We start from the raw sequence: 15701 nt of genomic DNA, 5'->3' as shown, positions 1-15701 counted from the left end.
AAGAATATGAGAAAAAAAATACTGCTATTATTTTTGATTGGTTTTGCTTTCAAAGCACAATCTCAAAGAGTAGATCCTTTACTTGCTAACGATCTTGAAGCTCAAGAAATTTGGGTAGATAGTATCATGAATTCTATGTCCATTGATGAAAAAATAGGTCAATTATTCATGATACAAGCCTATTCTAATTTAGATCAAAAACATGAAGATTTTATTACAGAAATGATAACTAAATATCATGTGGGTAATTTAATATTTATGCAAGGCACACCTCAAAAACAGGCAGTTTTAAATAATAAATACCAATCTATTTCTAAATTACCATTAATGGTTGGTTTTGATGGTGAATGGGGTTTAGATATGCGTTTAGAAGATACTTATAGATTTCCTTGGAACATGACTTTAGGCGCAATAAGAAACGATTCTTTAGTAAAAAAGTTTGGAGAACATTTAGGGCAGCATTGCAAAAGATTAGGAATTCATATTAATTTTGCGCCAGTTTTAGATGTAAATGTAAATCCAGAAAATCCTATTATTGGCAATAGATCTTTTGGAGAAAGTAAAGAGAATGTTACTCAAAAAGCAATTGCTTTTACTCAAGGAATGCAAAAGTATAAAGTAATGGCTAATGGTAAACATTTTCCAGGTCATGGAGATACAGCATCAGATTCACACCATACTTTACCTCTTTTAGATTTTGATAAAGCACGTTTAGATTCTATAGAATTATATCCTTATAAGAAAATTTTTGATGCAGGAATAGGAAGTGTAATGACAGCTCACTTAAACATTCCTAGTTTAGAATCTAACCCAAGTTTGCCTACATCATTATCTAAAAATGTTGTAACTAATTTATTACAACAAGAATTAGGCTTTAATGGTTTAATTATTACAGATGGTTTAAATATGAAAGGAGCTAGTGATTATTCTACTTCTGCAGAAATTGATTTGGCAGCCATTCAAGCAGGTAATGATATGTTGCTAATTCCACAAGATGTGCCAGCTACTGTAAACATCATAAAACAAGGTTTATTACTTAATACATTAACTGAAGAGCGTTTAAATTTTTCTGTTCGAAAAATTCTAAAAGCAAAATATTGGATGGGTTTAAACAATTACAAACCTGTAGTTTTAGAAAATTTACACGAAGACTTAAATAGGGTAGAAGATGATTTGTTGCATAGAGAATTGGTAAAAAACTCACTTACTTTAATTAAGAATGAAAAACAAAGTATTCCTTTCTCCAATTTAGAAAAACAAAAGATTGCTTATGTGAAATTGGGTGATGCAAATGGAGGAGACTTTTTAAAGATGCTTAAAAATTATACTAAAATAGATGTTGTTAACGCTAATAATTTAAGTGATTTAAAAGATAGGTTAGAGCCTTATAATAAAGTTATTATAGGTTTCCATAAATCTAACAATCACCCTTGGAAAAGTTATAAGTTTAAGAGTAAAGAATTGGTTTGGTTGCAAGAAATTGCAAGAGAAAAAGAAGTTATTTTAGATGTTTTTGCAAGTCCTTATAGTATGTTGCAAATCAAAAGTTTTACAAATATTGAAACCATTGTTGTTTCATATCAAAATAGTAAACTAGCTCAAGAACTTTCTGCTCAGTTACTTTTTGGAGCTTTTGCAGCTAATGGTAAATTGCCTGTTTCTATCAAAGAAGATTTTAAAGAAGGTTTTGGTTTACAAACGTACAGTTTAAGTAGAATGGAATACACAATTCCAGAAGCTGTAAATATGTCTTCAGTAAAACTAAAAGAAATAGATAGCTTAGCTAGTGTTATTTTAGAAGAAAAAATGGCTCCAGGTTTTCAGGTGTTAGCAGCCAGAAATGGTAAAGTTTTTTTACAAAAAAGCTATGGCTATCATACAGATAAAAAAGAAAGAGAAGTAAGAAATTCAGATGTTTATGATTTAGCATCATTAACGAAAATTTTAGCCTCTTTGCCTTTAATAATGAAAGCTGAAGAAGAAGAAAAAATACCACTTTCAGCAAGTTTGCAAGATATTTTGCCAAGTTTTAGAAATACGAACAAAGCAGAGGTTTCAGTAAAAGAAATTCTATCGCATTTTGGACGTTTAAAATCTTGGATTCCTTTTTATAAAGCTACTCAAGATAGTATAACAGGCTTAAATTCAGACCAGTTTTACAGCAGAAGAAAATCTAAAACTTACGATGTGAAAGTAGCAGAAAATTTATATTTAAAGCACTCTTATAAAGACAGTATTTATAAATATATCAAAGAGGTTGAACAAAGAGAAAGAGAAGGTTATAAGTATAGTGATTTAGGTTATTATTTATTTAAAGAGGCCTTAGAAGAAAAATATGAAAAACCCCTTAATAAACTGGTAGATGAGGAGTTTTATGCATCTTTAGGTGCAGATAGAATGACTTACTTACCATTAAAAAAGTTCCATAAATCTGTAATAATACCATCAGAGAAAGATGATTATTACAGAAACCAGTTAATTCATGGTAATGTGCATGATATGGGTGCAGCAATGTTAGGTGGAGTTGCAGGTCATGCAGGTTTATTTTCGAATGCTAATGATGTTGCCAAAATTATGCAAATGTATTTGCAAAAGGGTTTTTATGGTGGTAGAAGATATTTAAAACCAGAAACTATAGACAAGTTCAACACTCGTTATTATGAAGATAAGAAAGTAAGAAGAGGTTTAGGTTTCGATAAACCTCAATTAAATCCAAAAGTAGAAGCAACTTGTGGTTGTGTTTCAAATGAAAGTTTTGGTCATTCTGGTTTTACAGGTACTTACACTTGGGCAGATCCTCAAAGTGGAATTGTTTACGTTTTTCTATCAAATAGAACCTATCCAAATATGAGTAATAGAGGTTTAGTGAGGTCTAATATGAGAACAAAAATTCAGCAAGTTATTCAAGATGCAATTATAAATTAGTAGCTATTTCCTGCTTTACGCACTCGCTTTTTTCGTGCCTCAAAAGAGCTCAAACAATTGCTTCAATCAGGGCTAAGCTTATTTATGTTTTTTCAGCTACAACTACTTATTGTTTTCAGTATTTATTGGTGCCAGTTTTGTATGCAAATAAACTGCAATAATAGATAGAATCAAGTAATAGAGAGCCATTTGCCAACCAAAGAAAAAAGACAAAACCATACTTTGTAGTATATAGAACAAAGGAAAAGTAACCACATTTACTCCATATTGCATAGTATCTATAAATTCAATTTCACCAATATTTTTTGAGAATTTTTTCCAGATAAAATAGGGTAGAATACTATTAAGTAAAATCAGGTAAAAAAGAGGTTTTACATAATTTGTTTTCTTTTCTTTTGGTTCAGGAAATTTTTGATTTCGAATCATTGCATTCACCTTATCAACTTCTGTAAAATCTACATTCGCATCATTTAACTTTTTTAAAGTTTTTTGGTATTTTTCATCATCAGGAATATGAACCGTTAATTCTTTTAGTTGATTACTAACTTGTTCCTTTAAAATATTTATGGCCTTTGCTTTTTCATTATTTGTATAAATAGTTTTAGAATCAATAGGTTCTCCAAACTGAACACATACTTTACTTGGGTAAGTAGACGAATTTTGATAGGTAATTCCTGTTGGAATAACACTTATATTTAAGTCTTTATTTTGCTCCAAAGCTCCAAATACAATTCTAGTAAAGCCTTTACTTAATGGTTTAATGTTTCTATCTCTAGAGTGGCCTCCTTGAGGAAAAATAATTAACGTTTCCTTTTTAGCTAAAATGTTAAAACACTTATTAAAAATTTCTTCGTTATTAGACAATTGCTTTCTACCATCTCTAATTCTATAAATAGGCATAAGGTTTAAGGAAGTTAGAGCTTTTTTAACCAATGGCTTTTTAAAAACATCTGCTCTTACTAAAAAATGATTTTCTCTAGGGTTAAATGTGGTAACAAACAAAGGGTCCATCAATGCATTTGGATGGTTTATAGCAAATAGAATGGCTCCTTTTTTGGGTATGTTTTTTCTACCCACAATTTTAATTTCTTTAGCATAGAAATTCAAACTAATTCTTAAAAATAGTTTTACGTAATTATACCAAATCTTCTTTAAAATCATAAGTAAAATTTAAAACATGATTTAAATCATATTTAGTTTCTCTCTTTGTTTGTAAATTTAATTCTTATTAAGAATACCCCAATTCACTATCTTAAGTGAGGAAGGTCCCTATTTTTTCACTTAAGATTTTTTTAGTGACACTTTTTTTTCTGTTCCCCAATAAGTAGCCAATAGCATTCCAGAAAAAACATCCCAAATTCCCCAAAAAGCAGCTAATAAAGCCATTCCTCCTAAACCATCAAAAAAGCCAAAAATCAACAATAACCCAAGGCCTCCATTTTGTATTCCAGTTTCCATAGATATTGTTTTGCAATCTTGTTTATTGAGTTTAAAAGCTTTTGCTGTAAAATAGCCTAAAATGAAAGCGAATATATTATGTAGCACAACCAAGGCTAAAACATGATGAATATGATTTACGAAAACATCTAAGTTTTGTGAAAAAGCTATAAATATAAGCGCTATAAAAACTAGCATTGATAAAGGTTTTAAAACCTTTTCTATTTTGCCAGCCATTTCTGAATGGTAATGTTTTATTAGCATTCCACAAACTAAAGGTATTCCTAAGATTAAGGAAACTAACTTTAATAAATCTACCCAATTAAGTTCTACAGTTTTTAAAATTTCATTTGTAGGTTCATATAAACTCCCCCAAAATTGCAAATTAAAGGGAGTCATGAAAATACAAATCAGGGTTGCAAAGGCAGTTAAACTTACTGATAAAGCTGCATTACCTTTGGCCATTTTACTAAAAAAGTTAGAAACATTTCCTCCTGGACAAGCTGCAATCATCATCATTCCTAAAGCAAAGCTTGGATGAGGTTTTATCAATAAAATTCCTAAAAAAGTAAATAAGGGTAATAATATGAATTGCGATAATACCCCAACAAAAACAATTTTTGGGTTTTTTAATAATCGTTTAAAATCATCTACAGTAATTGCTAAAGCAACTCCAAACATTATAATTGCAATAGCAATATTTAAAACCCATAAACCACTTGAGTCGAAGTTTATTTTAATATCATCAATATTAATATTAGCACTAGTTTGTAAAAGCATATTCTATAATATTTGAACCCATTTTTAAGGCTTTCTCTCTAACTTCTTTTGGGTTATTATGAATTACTTCATCTTCCCAGCCATCACTTAAGTCTGTTTCATAATCATAGAAAACAACTAATCTCCCTTCATAAAACAACCCAAAACCTTGTGCAGATTTTTTATCATGCTCATGAATTTTAGGAATTCCGTTTGGAAATTTAAATGTCTGGTTGTAAATAGGATGATTACTTGGTATTTCTTTAAAATCTAAACTCGGAAAAACCTTTTTTAATTCTCTTCTTATAAATTTATCTAAACCATAATTGTCTGAAATATGTAAAAATCCTCCAGAAATTAAGTAGTTTCTTAAGTTAGAGGACTCTTCATCTGAAAAGTATACATTTCCATGACCTGTTAAAAACAGAATTGGAAAATTGTAAATATCATTACTATTAACAGCAACTGTTTGTGGGTTTTTAGAAATATTTGTTTTTATATTTTGATTAGTAAAAGCTACCAAATTTGGAATAGCTGTTGGATTTGCATACCAATCTCCTCCTCCATTATATTTTAAAATGGCAACATCTTGACAGTAAGAATTTACAGTGAGAGTTAAGGTAATTAAAAATAAGAGTTGCTTCATATTTTATATTGAATAGAAAAGCAAGATAGCAAAAATGATTTTACTCTTGCATTAAAGAAACTGTATTTACAGCAACTAAAGCAGCAGTTTCTGTTCTTAATCTACTTTCTCCTAAAGATATTGGAGTGTAGTTTTTTTCTAAAGCTTTTTTAATTTCACCTAAAGAGAAATCACCTTCAGGACCAATAAGTATTGTAATCTTTTGTTCAGTTTTAATAACGTTCTTTAAAAGGTTTTTTTCATGCTCTTCACAATGAGCAATGCATTTTAAACCTTCAAAATCTTGTTGTATAAAATCATTAAACTTTATTGGGTTGTTTAATTTTGGTAATGTGAATTTTAAAGATTGTTTCATTGCAGATTGAATGATTTTTTCGAATCTTTCTAACTTAACAACCCTTCTTTCTGAGTTACTGCAAATTAGTGGTGTAATTTCATCTATACCAATCTCAGTTGCTTTTTCTAAAAACCATTCTGTTCTGTCGTTATTTTTGGTAGGTGCAATTGCAATGTGCAAATAGTAAGGCCAAGGTTTTGGTTTTTGGGTTGCAGAAATAATCTCTACAATGCATTTTTTATCGCTAGCAATAGTAATTTTTGCATCAAATAAAAAATCTTTTCCATTGGTTATTTTTAGAATATCACCTTCATTCTTTCTAAGAACCTTTACAATATGTCTACTTTCAATCTTATCAAAAACAATTTGTTTTGTAGTTTCGTTAATTTCTGAATTGTAAAAAAGTTGCATTTTAGATTAATTATAAAGTTGGTTAATTCTATTCATAAAATTTTTGGCTACTGAATCTCTTTTCTGTAAGTTCTTCTTCTTTTATGAGTTTCTGGATTAAAGTTTTCCCATATTTTTTTAATAGCTTCATTGTCTTCTAATTCAGGAGTTCTTATACAATTTTCAATACCTAAGTTGTTAAATGTTTTAGTGAATTGATCAAAAATAATAGCATGTACTCCTTTGTTTTGATAAGCTGGATGAACACCAATTAAATAGAATGTTACATCTTTAGAATATTTTCTAGCATGTAATAATCTTAAAATTCCAAAGGGGAACAATTTACCTTTAGATTTCTGCAAAGCTTTAGAAAATGAGGGCATAACAATTGCAAAAGCAACGAGTTTATTATTTTCATCAACCACAAATTTGATATATTCTGGGTTAATGAAAGATATGTACTTCTTTTTAAAAAAGGCTATTTGAGCATCAGAAATAGGTACAAAAGTAGATAGTTTAGAATAGGATGCACTAAAGACTTCGAACATTTCATCTACATAAGGTAAAATATCTTTGGTTTTTGTAAAATCTAATGCTTTAAGCTTAAATCTGCGTTTAATAATGTTGCTGATTCTGTTGTAGTATGTAGCATCAACATTTTTAAATTTAAACTTATTTTCTAAGTATTCTTTTTCTTTTACAAACCCAAGTTGCTCTAAATGATCTTTGTAATAAGGGTGATTATACCAAGTAATCATAGTGCCTATATGATTAAAACCATCTATTAAAACTCCTGTTTTATCTAGATTATTAAAACCTACAGGTCCTTCTATATATGCTAAGTTGTTTTCTTTACCTATTTGGTTTACTTTGTTTAAAAGTGCTTTGGTAACTTCTACATCATCTATAACATCAAACCAACCAAAACGCATTTTTTTAATGTTTTGATTGTTTACCTCATACCAATTTATAATAGCAATTACTCTACCTACTATTTTGTTGTTTCTGTAAGCCAAAAAGAAGCGACCATCTGCATTTTGAAAAACAGGGTTTTCATTAGCGTCAAAATTTGCGATTTCATCTTTTATAATAGGAGGTACCCAAAAATCATTATTCTTATAAATAGAAAAAGGAAATAAAACAAATTGTTTCATTTCACTTTTAGTGTGCACTTCTTTAATAGTAATCATTTAGATGTACTTGATTTTGTTAGTTTCTTTTTCTCTTTACTCTTTTTCTAGTTTTTTTCTTACTCTTGTCTTTGGTAAAAATACTAAAAAGCCTACTAAAAAAGCCATTCTGTTTTTTATTGTATTTAGAAATTGGAGTGTCTTTTATTTCTTTTCCATTTTCATCTAGCTCCTTATAGCTGTCTTTATGCCTGTCTATTCTGTAAGATACTCCAAAACCTGCGTAGAAACCTTGTGCTTTTCCTTCAAATAGAAACCTACCAGAGGCATTTACTTGTAAATTTCTACTGTATAAAAAAGCCAAACCAGTACCCAAATTAGAGTTGGTTTGTTCTTTTTGAAATATGGTTTGATTTTCAAAAAAGGTAGACCATCTATCACTTAAATTAATAGTTCCAGTAATTATATAAGAAAATTCAGCAAAATCAGTACCTATGTAATCATAAAAGACATTGGTTATGATATTAAAGTCGGAGCTTAAATTGTTTTGTAATAATATACCTGCTTTAGGAGACATACTGCCTGTTTTGTATATGTCATTTACCATATCTGTATTTAAACCAGCATAAATGGCTACAGAAGGTATCAACCTTTTTTTATCGAAAGCATTTCTTCTTTTCCAACTTCTAACCTCTTTAGTTTTGTCTTCATATTCTTGCTGAAAAACCAAATATTTTGCACCAATGGTAAATCTGCCAAAACCATTGGTAAAGTAAGATGAAGTGAATATATTTTTAAAAGCAATTTCATCTCTTTGATAACTAATTTGTGTATTCAACTCTAGCTTTTCTGATAAAAAACTGGTTCTAAACAGCAAGTCTAAACCAAAAGATTGTGGTCTAGAGAAAGTAGGTTCTATAGATGTGTTTCTCCAAAATAAATTACTTTCAAACTGATAAACACCTTTTCCTACACTGTAAGGACTTTCTGAAAATCCTGGTTTATTAGAGTTTATAACGTTTGTGTACTGGCTATAGATTGATGAAATACTAATAAGAAATATGAAAATAAAGAATTTCGACTTATGATTTCTCATCATCAAAAAAATAGTTTTAAATTTATAAGATAAACAAACATAGAACAAAATTGCTGTTTTAAAAAGCAATGTATACTTTTTTACAATTGTTAAAGTTTTATACTTTGTTAACGTAACAATTGTTGCCAAATTGTTATTTTTGATTCATATTTAATGCAAGTACTAAATGGGTTTATTAAAAACTATCTTTTTTATATTATTATTTTACTATGCTTTTAAGGTTATAGCTAAATTCTTGGCGCCTTTTTTATTAGCTAAAGTTGCAGATACTATGCAAAAGAAAGCTGAGCAACAATTTGGAGGTCAGCAACCTAAAAGTAATATAAGAGAAGGTGAAACTATTATAGATAAAGCACCTAAAAATCAATCACAAAGTAAAAACTCTGTAGGTGAATATGTAGATTTTGAAGAAATAGACTAACGTTTCTTACTTATAAGTTCATGAATACATCACACTAAATTTTAAGCTTGAAACCAAAAAAGATTTTACCTTACGTTATTGCAATTGTACTTTTTATAATTGCATCTCTTCTATATTTTCATCCTGTTTTAAAAGGACAAAAAATAGCACAGTCAGATATTACACAATTTACTGGGATGGCTAAAGAAATTGTAGATTACAGAGCAGAAAATGATGCAGAACCTTATTGGACAGGTGCTTCTTTTAGTGGAATGCCTGCCTATCAAATAAGTGCCTATTATCCATATGATTTTGTAAGAACAATAGACAGAACTTTACGTTTTTTACCAAGACCAGCTGATTATACCTTTTTGTATTTTTTAAGTTTTTTTGTACTAATGTTGGCATTGAAAGTTAAATGGAGATTGGCAATTTTAGGGGCTTTAGCCTTTGGTTTTTCTACCTATTTGATAATTATTTTTATTCCTGGGCATAATTCTAAAGCACATGCAATAGCTTATATGCCATTGGTGGTTGCTGGGGTTTTACTTGTTTTTCGAAGAAAGTTCGTACTTGGCTTTATAGTTACAGGTTTAGCAATGGCATTAGAAATTTATGCTAATCATATACAAATGACTTATTATTTAGGCTTTTGCTTATTAATTTTAGGAGTTGTAGAATTAATTCACGCTATAAAAGAAGATAATTTATCTCGTTTTATAAAACAAGCAGCAGTAATTATAGCAGCTGTTATTTTAGGTATTGGAGCAAATGCACCAAGACTTATGGCAATGAAAGAATATACAGATTTTAGTACAAGAGGAAAATCTGAATTGACAATAAATGCAGATGGCTCTAAAAAACAAGAAACGCAAGGTTTAGATAAAAGTTATATTACTCAATATAGTTATGCTAAGTTAGAAACTTTCAACTTGTTTATTCCAAGATTTATGGGTGGAGGTACATTAGAAGAATTAGGTGAAGATTCTAACTTCTATAAATTAGTAGAAAAAACTGCTGGTAAAAAAGTAGCAAATGATTATTCTAAACAAGTACTTACTTACTGGGGAGACCAACCTATAATTGAAGCACCTGCTTACATTGGTGCAGTTATATTCTTTTTGTTTTTTTTAGGAATATTTCTTGTGAAAGGCAAACTAAAGCAATGGTTAATTGCAGCTACAGTATTTTCAATATTATTAAGCTGGGGTAGAAATTTTGATGTTTTAACTAACATTTTTATTGATTATGTTCCTCTATACAATAAATTTAGAGCTGTTTCATCCATACAAATTATAGCAGAGCTATGTGTGCCAATATTAGGTGTATTGGCTCTAAAGGAATTCTTCTCATCAGAAATATCAACTAAAAAGAAAAAGAAGGCTTTAGAAAATGCATTTTTCACTTTTTCAGGTTTAATTGTTTTTGGCTATTTATTGGCTCAAAGCTTTTCAACTTTTGAAGGCTTAAGAGATGCTAGTTATAATGATTTACCAGGATTATTAGATGCAGTTATAGCAGATAGAAAATCTATGTTACTTATGGATTCTCTTAGATCATTTGGTTTTGTAATTTTAACAGCTGGTATTTTATGGTTCACTTTAAAAGAAAAATTAAAAAAGCAATATGCAGTAGTAACACTTGTAATTTTTATACTTATAGATTTACTTTCTGTAGACAAACGTTATGTGAATGAGTCTGACTTTAAACCTTCTAGAAGAGTTGAAAAACCCTTCTTGGCTTCAAATGCAGATAAGCAGATATTAAAAGATAAATCTCATTACAGAGTAGCAAATTTTACTGTAGACCCTATGCAAGATGGTTCTACTTCTTATTTTCATCAATCAATAGGAGGTTATCATGCTGCAAAAATGGGTAGATACAAAGAGTTGTTTGATTATCAAATAGCAAAAAATAATATGAGTGTTTTAAATATGTTAAACACCAAATATTTTATAATTGCTGATCAAAATAATCAACCACAAGCTCAATTAAATATAGATGCTTATGGTAATGCTTGGTTTGTAGATAATGTTCTTTTAGTAGATTCTGCAGATAAAGAAATGAAAGCTTTAGACTCTCTAAATACACAAAAAAGTGTTGTTATAGATAAAAGCAAGTTAAAAGATTCAGTTAAATTTAATTTTCAAAAAGATTCTACAGCAACTATTTCTTTAGATAAATATGGAGTTACTGAATTAATTTATAGCTCAAATTCAAATTCAGAGCAGTTTGCAGTATTTTCAGAAATATATTATAAAGATGGTTGGAATGCCTATATTGATGGAGAATTTACTCCACATTATAGAGTGAATTATGTTTTAAGAGGAATGAAAGTACCTGCAGGAAAACATCAAATTGTATTTAAATTTGAACCTAAGGTTATTCAAAAAGGTAGTTTAGTGTCTTTAATTTCTTATGGATTATTAATTGCAATAACTATTGGTTGGTTGTTTTATGATGACAGAAAAAAGAAAAAATCAACTCTAAATGTATAGCAAGTTACCAACAAAAAGATATGACCATACTTTAGAATTTCTGAAGAAAGTTTTACCTGCACCAGCCACAATTTTAGATTTAGGAATAAGAAATCCTTTTTCTGAAATTATGGAACAGAATGGTTATACTGTTATAAATACAAAAGGAGAGGATTTAGATCTTTTACCAGAAATTGTTAAAGAACATAAAGTAGATGCAGTAACAGCTTTTGAAATTTTTGAGCATTTACTGGCCCCTTTTAATGTGTTAAGAACAATTGAAGCAACTACCTTAATTGCAACTATACCTTTAGATTTATGGTTTGCAAAAGCATACAGAAGTAAAACTGATATGTGGGACAGACATTATCATGAATTTGAAGATTGGCAGTTTGATTGGCTGTTAGAAAAATCTGGTTGGTCTATACAAGAAAAAGAAAAATGGACAAGCCCAATTAGTAAAATTGGCTTCAGACCAATTCTAAGGAAATTTACTCCTAGATATTATGCAGTTCATGCAATAAGAAATTAGATGACTAAAAAAATATTGATTGTAGTTGGTACAAGACCCAACTTTGTAAAAATTACGCAGTTTAAAAAAGTTGCTAAAAATTTTCCAGATTTAGAAGTGAAAATAGCACATACAGGTCAGCATTATGATCAAAGAATGTCTGCTGTATTTTTAGAGCAATTCAATATAGAAGTTGATTACTTTTTGGGTGTTTCTGCAACATCTGCAAATAGTTTAATTGGCGAAATTATAATTGCCTTAGAAAGTGTGATTAATAATTATAAACCAGACATTTTGCTTTGTGTAGGTGATGTAAACTCAACTTTAGCAGCTGCAATTTCTGCTAATAAATTAGGTGTAAAACTGGGGCATTTAGAAAGCGGATTACGAAGTTTAGACAGACAAATGCCAGAAGAAGTTAACCGTATTTTAACGGATGAAATTACTGATATCTGCTTTGTTACCGAAAAAAGTGGAATAGAAAATTTGAAGCAAATTGGTAAAAAAGACAATCAAATTGCCTTTGTTGGGAATACAATGATAGATACTTTGGTTCATTTTAATAAGGAAATTGAAGCATCTACCATCATTGAAGAAACTGGTTTGGAGACTCAAGATTATATTTTAGTAACCATGCACAGACCTAGAAATGTAGATACAAAAGAGGCGCTTCTAAAAATTTTAGATTTATTTAAAAACATTACAAAAAATCATACTGTAGTATTTTCAATTCACCCAAGAACAAAAAATAGTTTCGAAAAGTTCAATTTATATGATGATTTAAAAAACATCAACCAATTAAGAATTATAGATCCACAAAATTATTTTGCCTTTCAAAAATTAATAAAATATTCATTTTGTGTAATAACAGATAGTGGAGGTATTCAAGAAGAAACTACGTTTTTAAAAATTCCTTGTATCACGTTAAGAGAAAATACAGAAAGGCCATCAACTTTAGAAGAAGGTACTAATGTTTTAATGACTTTTAATACCAAAGAAATTAGTAACAAAATTTCTAGCATTATTAATGGCACTTTTAAAAATGGAAAAGTACCAAAGTTTTGGGATGGCAATGCAACTAAAAGAGTTTTAGAAACCATACAGAATTTATAAGATGAAGTATATCTGCATGATTGTTGATGGTGCTTATCCTAATGATATTAGAGTAAGAAAAGAAGCAGAATCTTTGGCTGAAAATGGTAAAAATGTTTTAGTTGTTTGCCCTAGAAAAAAGAATGATTCACAATCAGAAATTATAAATAACGTAACTGTTTTTAGAATTGGAAACAATTATACCAATTCAAAAAAAGGCATTTATGATATTATAGAAAGTGTTACCAATATTAATCTTCTTTTTTATAAAGGATTAAAATTGCTTTTTCAGAAATATGAAATAGAATATTTACATGTGCACGATTTACCTCTAGCAGGTACAGGTTATTTGTTTAAAAGTCGTGTTAAGCACATTTACTTAGACTTACATGAAAATTTCCCTGAAGCTTTAAAAACTTGGTTTTTATGGAAACAGAATAAGCTAATTCAGTTAAAAAACTCTCTTTTTATGAATCCTAAATTGTGGTCGAAAAAAGAAGAGAAATATTGTAAGAAATACGATAAGGTTATTTGTGTGGTTGAAGAAATGAAAACCAAATTAATAACTAATTTCTCGATTGATACTAAAAAGTTAATTGTAGTTTCTAATCATGAAAAGAAAGAATTTACTGAAAATTTCAAACATGCTGTTGCTCAAAATATTATCAATAAAAATGATTTTTCAATAACTTATGTTGGTGGTTTTGGGCCTCATAGAGGTTTGCAAACCGCAATTGAAGCAATGCCTAAAATTGTAGAGAAAATACCTGACGCAAAGTTGTTTTTAATTGGTAAAGGAAGTGTAGATGTAGAAAATACCTTAAAGGAATTAGTTGCAAAATACAACTTAACTAAATCTGTTATTTTTGTTGGTTATAGGCCTTTTGAAGAAGTGTCGACAATTATGCAACAGACGAATGTAAACATCATCCCACATTTAGCAAATGCACATACAGATAATACAATTCCTCATAAATTATTTCAAATTATGATGAGTAAAAGCTTACTTTTAGTAAGTTCTTGCAAACCATTACAAAGAATTGTAACTAAGTATGATGCTGGATTGGTTTTTAAAGCTGATGATGCAGAAGATTTTTCAGAAAAAGTGATTGATATTCGTCAAAATTATGATCAATATCAAATAAAAACAGAAAATGCATTTAATGCAGTAATGCATAAAGATGAAAATTGGGAAGCAGAAAGCGCTAAAATATTAAGTTTATACACAGAGTAAGAATCTATTGAAAGTATTAATAATTACATATTATTGGCCACCTGCAGGTGGTTCTGGCGTTCAACGTTGGCTAAAATTTGTAAAATATTTACAAGATTTTGGTATTGAACCAATTGTATATACAGTCGATAATCCAAACTACCCAAAAAATGATACATCATTAGAAAAGCAAGTTCCTAAAGATATTACCATTCTAAAGCAACCAATTTGGGAGCCAACAAATATTCTTTTTTGGAAGAAGAGAAAGGAACAAAAAAAAGGTGTTTCTAACAGTACAAATAGCAAGTTTTTATCATTTATAAGAGGTAATTTTTTTATTCCAGATCCAAAAGTTTTTTGGGTGCAGACTTCAGTTAAATATTTAAAAGGCTATTTAAAGAATCATAAAATTGATACAGTAATTTCTACTGGCCCACCTCATAGCATGCATTTAATTGCACAGCAATTGCAAAAACAGACCAGCATAAAGTGGATTGCAGATTTTAGAGATCCTTGGACAAATTTATATTATAATAAAGAGTTTAAACAGCTGTCATTTGCAAAAAATAAGCATTTAAAATTAGAAAAAAATGTGCTAAAAAGCGCTGATTGTGTAATAACAGTTAGTAATTCTCTTAAAAAGGAATTCGAAAAAAATGCTAATAGAGTAGAGTTGATTACAAATGGTTTTGATGATGAAGTTCTACAAGATTTTAGTACAAAGCTAGATGTAAAATTCTCTATTTCTTATATAGGTTTGTTACCTAAACAAAGTAATCCAAAAGTTTTATTTGAAGTTTTAAAGAATATTTGTTCAGAAAATGAAGATTTTCAAAAAGATTTAGAATTAAATTTTATTGGTGATATTTCTGATGAGGTTCTAAAGGAAATTGATTTAAATCAATTAACTAATAATTCAAATTTTGTTGGTTATGTTTCTCATCAAAAGGCTATTGAATACCAAAAAAAGTCGCAAGTTTTGCTATTATTAATTCCTAATGTAGAAAATGCTGAAGGTATTTTAACTGGTAAACTTTTTGAGTACTTAACTGCAAAAAGACCTATTTTAGCAATTGGGCCTGCTAAAGGTGATTTGTCAGTAATATTGCAAAACACGAAAGCAGGTAGTGTTATTGATTATAATGATAAAGTTAGCTTTAAAGCAGAAATATTGAAGATGTATGAAGATTTTAAGGGTAATGGTTTAGAAGTAGCTTCAAAAAATATTGATCAATTTCATAGAAAACAGCTTACAAAACAATTGGCAGCAGTAATAAAATCTCTTTAA

At 29.0% G+C, this 15701-nt stretch carries 13 protein-coding genes; 7 read left to right on the top strand and 6 right to left on the bottom strand.

Annotated features, from left to right (window positions below; translation table 11 throughout):
* Positions 1 to 6 precede the first annotated feature (6 nt).
* Positions 7 to 2925 carry a serine hydrolase domain-containing protein gene (locus tag LPB302_RS05685; RefSeq protein WP_053972823.1) on the top strand — a complete coding sequence of 973 codons (2919 nt, stop codon included), beginning with the start codon at positions 7 to 9 and terminating at the stop codon, positions 2923 to 2925.
* A gap of 102 nt (positions 2926 to 3027) precedes the next feature.
* Here LPB302_RS05685 and LPB302_RS05680 read toward each other — a convergent pair whose 3' ends face one another.
* From LPB302_RS05680 to LPB302_RS05655, 6 genes are all read right to left on the bottom strand, one after another.
* A complete protein-coding gene (locus tag LPB302_RS05680; RefSeq protein WP_143032730.1) occupies positions 3028 to 4086 on the bottom strand; it encodes a lysophospholipid acyltransferase family protein in 1059 nt (352 codons plus the stop codon).
* Positions 4087 to 4206: 120 nt separating this feature from the next.
* Positions 4207 to 5142 carry a bile acid:sodium symporter family protein gene (locus tag LPB302_RS05675; RefSeq protein WP_053972822.1) on the bottom strand — a complete coding sequence of 312 codons (936 nt, stop codon included), beginning with the start codon at positions 5140 to 5142 and terminating at the stop codon, positions 4207 to 4209.
* Positions 5126 to 5767, bottom strand: coding sequence for a DUF4159 domain-containing protein (locus tag LPB302_RS05670; protein ID WP_053972821.1), 642 nt, complete (start codon positions 5765 to 5767; stop codon positions 5126 to 5128). Before LPB302_RS05670 ends, LPB302_RS05675 begins: the two co-directional genes overlap by 17 nt.
* 40 nt (positions 5768 to 5807) lie before the next feature.
* Positions 5808 to 6515 (bottom strand): 16S rRNA (uracil(1498)-N(3))-methyltransferase, encoded by a 708-nt coding sequence (locus LPB302_RS05665; protein ID WP_053972820.1) that lies wholly within the window; start codon positions 6513 to 6515, stop codon positions 5808 to 5810.
* A gap of 47 nt (positions 6516 to 6562) precedes the next feature.
* Complete coding sequence (locus LPB302_RS05660) at positions 6563 to 7684, bottom strand: hypothetical protein (protein ID WP_053972819.1); 1122 nt, start codon at positions 7682 to 7684, stop codon at positions 6563 to 6565.
* Between the two features lie 19 nt (positions 7685 to 7703).
* Entirely contained in the window at positions 7704 to 8723 is a 1020-nt protein-coding gene (locus LPB302_RS05655) for a transporter (RefSeq protein WP_231658684.1), read from the bottom strand.
* 163 nt (positions 8724 to 8886) lie between these two features.
* On the opposite strand from LPB302_RS05655, the gene LPB302_RS05650 reads away from it, so the two are divergent.
* The 6 genes from LPB302_RS05650 to LPB302_RS05625 are packed head-to-tail and all read left to right on the top strand — an operon-like array spanning position 8887 to position 15701.
* The gene (locus LPB302_RS05650; RefSeq protein WP_053972817.1) at positions 8887 to 9141 is read left to right on the top strand and encodes a DUF4834 family protein; all 255 of its coding nucleotides are present in this window, start codon (positions 8887 to 8889) and stop codon (positions 9139 to 9141) included.
* Positions 9142 to 9179: 38 nt separating this feature from the next.
* Positions 9180 to 11618 carry a YfhO family protein gene (locus LPB302_RS05645; protein ID WP_053972816.1) on the top strand — a complete coding sequence of 813 codons (2439 nt, stop codon included), beginning with the start codon at positions 9180 to 9182 and terminating at the stop codon, positions 11616 to 11618.
* Positions 11611 to 12129 (top strand): class I SAM-dependent methyltransferase, encoded by a 519-nt coding sequence (locus LPB302_RS05640; RefSeq protein ID WP_053972815.1) that lies wholly within the window; start codon positions 11611 to 11613, stop codon positions 12127 to 12129. The genes LPB302_RS05645 and LPB302_RS05640 overlap by 8 nt, the downstream gene beginning before the upstream one ends.
* Positions 12130 to 13221, top strand: a complete 1092-nt coding sequence (gene wecB / locus LPB302_RS05635) for a non-hydrolyzing UDP-N-acetylglucosamine 2-epimerase (RefSeq protein WP_053972814.1) — start codon at positions 12130 to 12132, stop codon at positions 13219 to 13221.
* 1 nt (position 13222) lies between these two features.
* On the top strand, positions 13223 to 14434 hold the full coding sequence (locus LPB302_RS05630; RefSeq protein ID WP_082329752.1) for a glycosyltransferase: 1212 nt from the start codon (positions 13223 to 13225) through the stop codon (positions 14432 to 14434).
* Positions 14435 to 14441: 7 nt separating this feature from the next.
* Entirely contained in the window at positions 14442 to 15701 is a 1260-nt protein-coding gene (locus tag LPB302_RS05625) for a glycosyltransferase family 4 protein (RefSeq protein WP_053972812.1), read from the top strand.

It is taken from the genome of Polaribacter dokdonensis, from assembly GCF_024362345.1.
GTDB lineage: Bacteria > Bacteroidota > Bacteroidia > Flavobacteriales > Flavobacteriaceae > Polaribacter > Polaribacter dokdonensis.
Note: the sequence above shows the minus strand (reverse complement) of the source record. Positions and strands in the feature narration are given on the sequence as shown.

Excerpts from the sequence above, each read along its gene's own strand:
- LPB302_RS05650 (WP_053972817.1), top strand. The coding sequence starts at position 8,887 with ATGGGTTTATTAAAAACTATCTTTTTTATATTATTATTTTACTATGCT.
- LPB302_RS05630 (WP_082329752.1), top strand. The coding sequence starts at position 13,223 with ATGAAGTATATCTGCATGATTGTTGATGGTGCTTATCCTAATGATATT.
- LPB302_RS05670 (WP_053972821.1), bottom strand. The coding sequence starts at position 5,767 with ATGAAGCAACTCTTATTTTTAATTACCTTAACTCTCACTGTAAATTCT.
- wecB (WP_053972814.1), top strand. The coding sequence starts at position 12,130 with ATGACTAAAAAAATATTGATTGTAGTTGGTACAAGACCCAACTTTGTA.
- LPB302_RS05640 (WP_053972815.1), top strand. The coding sequence starts at position 11,611 with ATGTATAGCAAGTTACCAACAAAAAGATATGACCATACTTTAGAATTT.
- LPB302_RS05655 (WP_231658684.1), bottom strand. The coding sequence starts at position 8,723 with ATGATGAGAAATCATAAGTCGAAATTCTTTATTTTCATATTTCTTATT.
- LPB302_RS05660 (WP_053972819.1), bottom strand. The coding sequence starts at position 7,684 with ATGATTACTATTAAAGAAGTGCACACTAAAAGTGAAATGAAACAATTT.
- LPB302_RS05685 (WP_053972823.1), top strand. The coding sequence starts at position 7 with ATGAGAAAAAAAATACTGCTATTATTTTTGATTGGTTTTGCTTTCAAA.
- LPB302_RS05665 (WP_053972820.1), bottom strand. The coding sequence starts at position 6,515 with ATGCAACTTTTTTACAATTCAGAAATTAACGAAACTACAAAACAAATT.
- LPB302_RS05675 (WP_053972822.1), bottom strand. The coding sequence starts at position 5,142 with ATGCTTTTACAAACTAGTGCTAATATTAATATTGATGATATTAAAATA.
- LPB302_RS05680 (WP_143032730.1), bottom strand. The coding sequence starts at position 4,086 with ATGATTTTAAAGAAGATTTGGTATAATTACGTAAAACTATTTTTAAGA.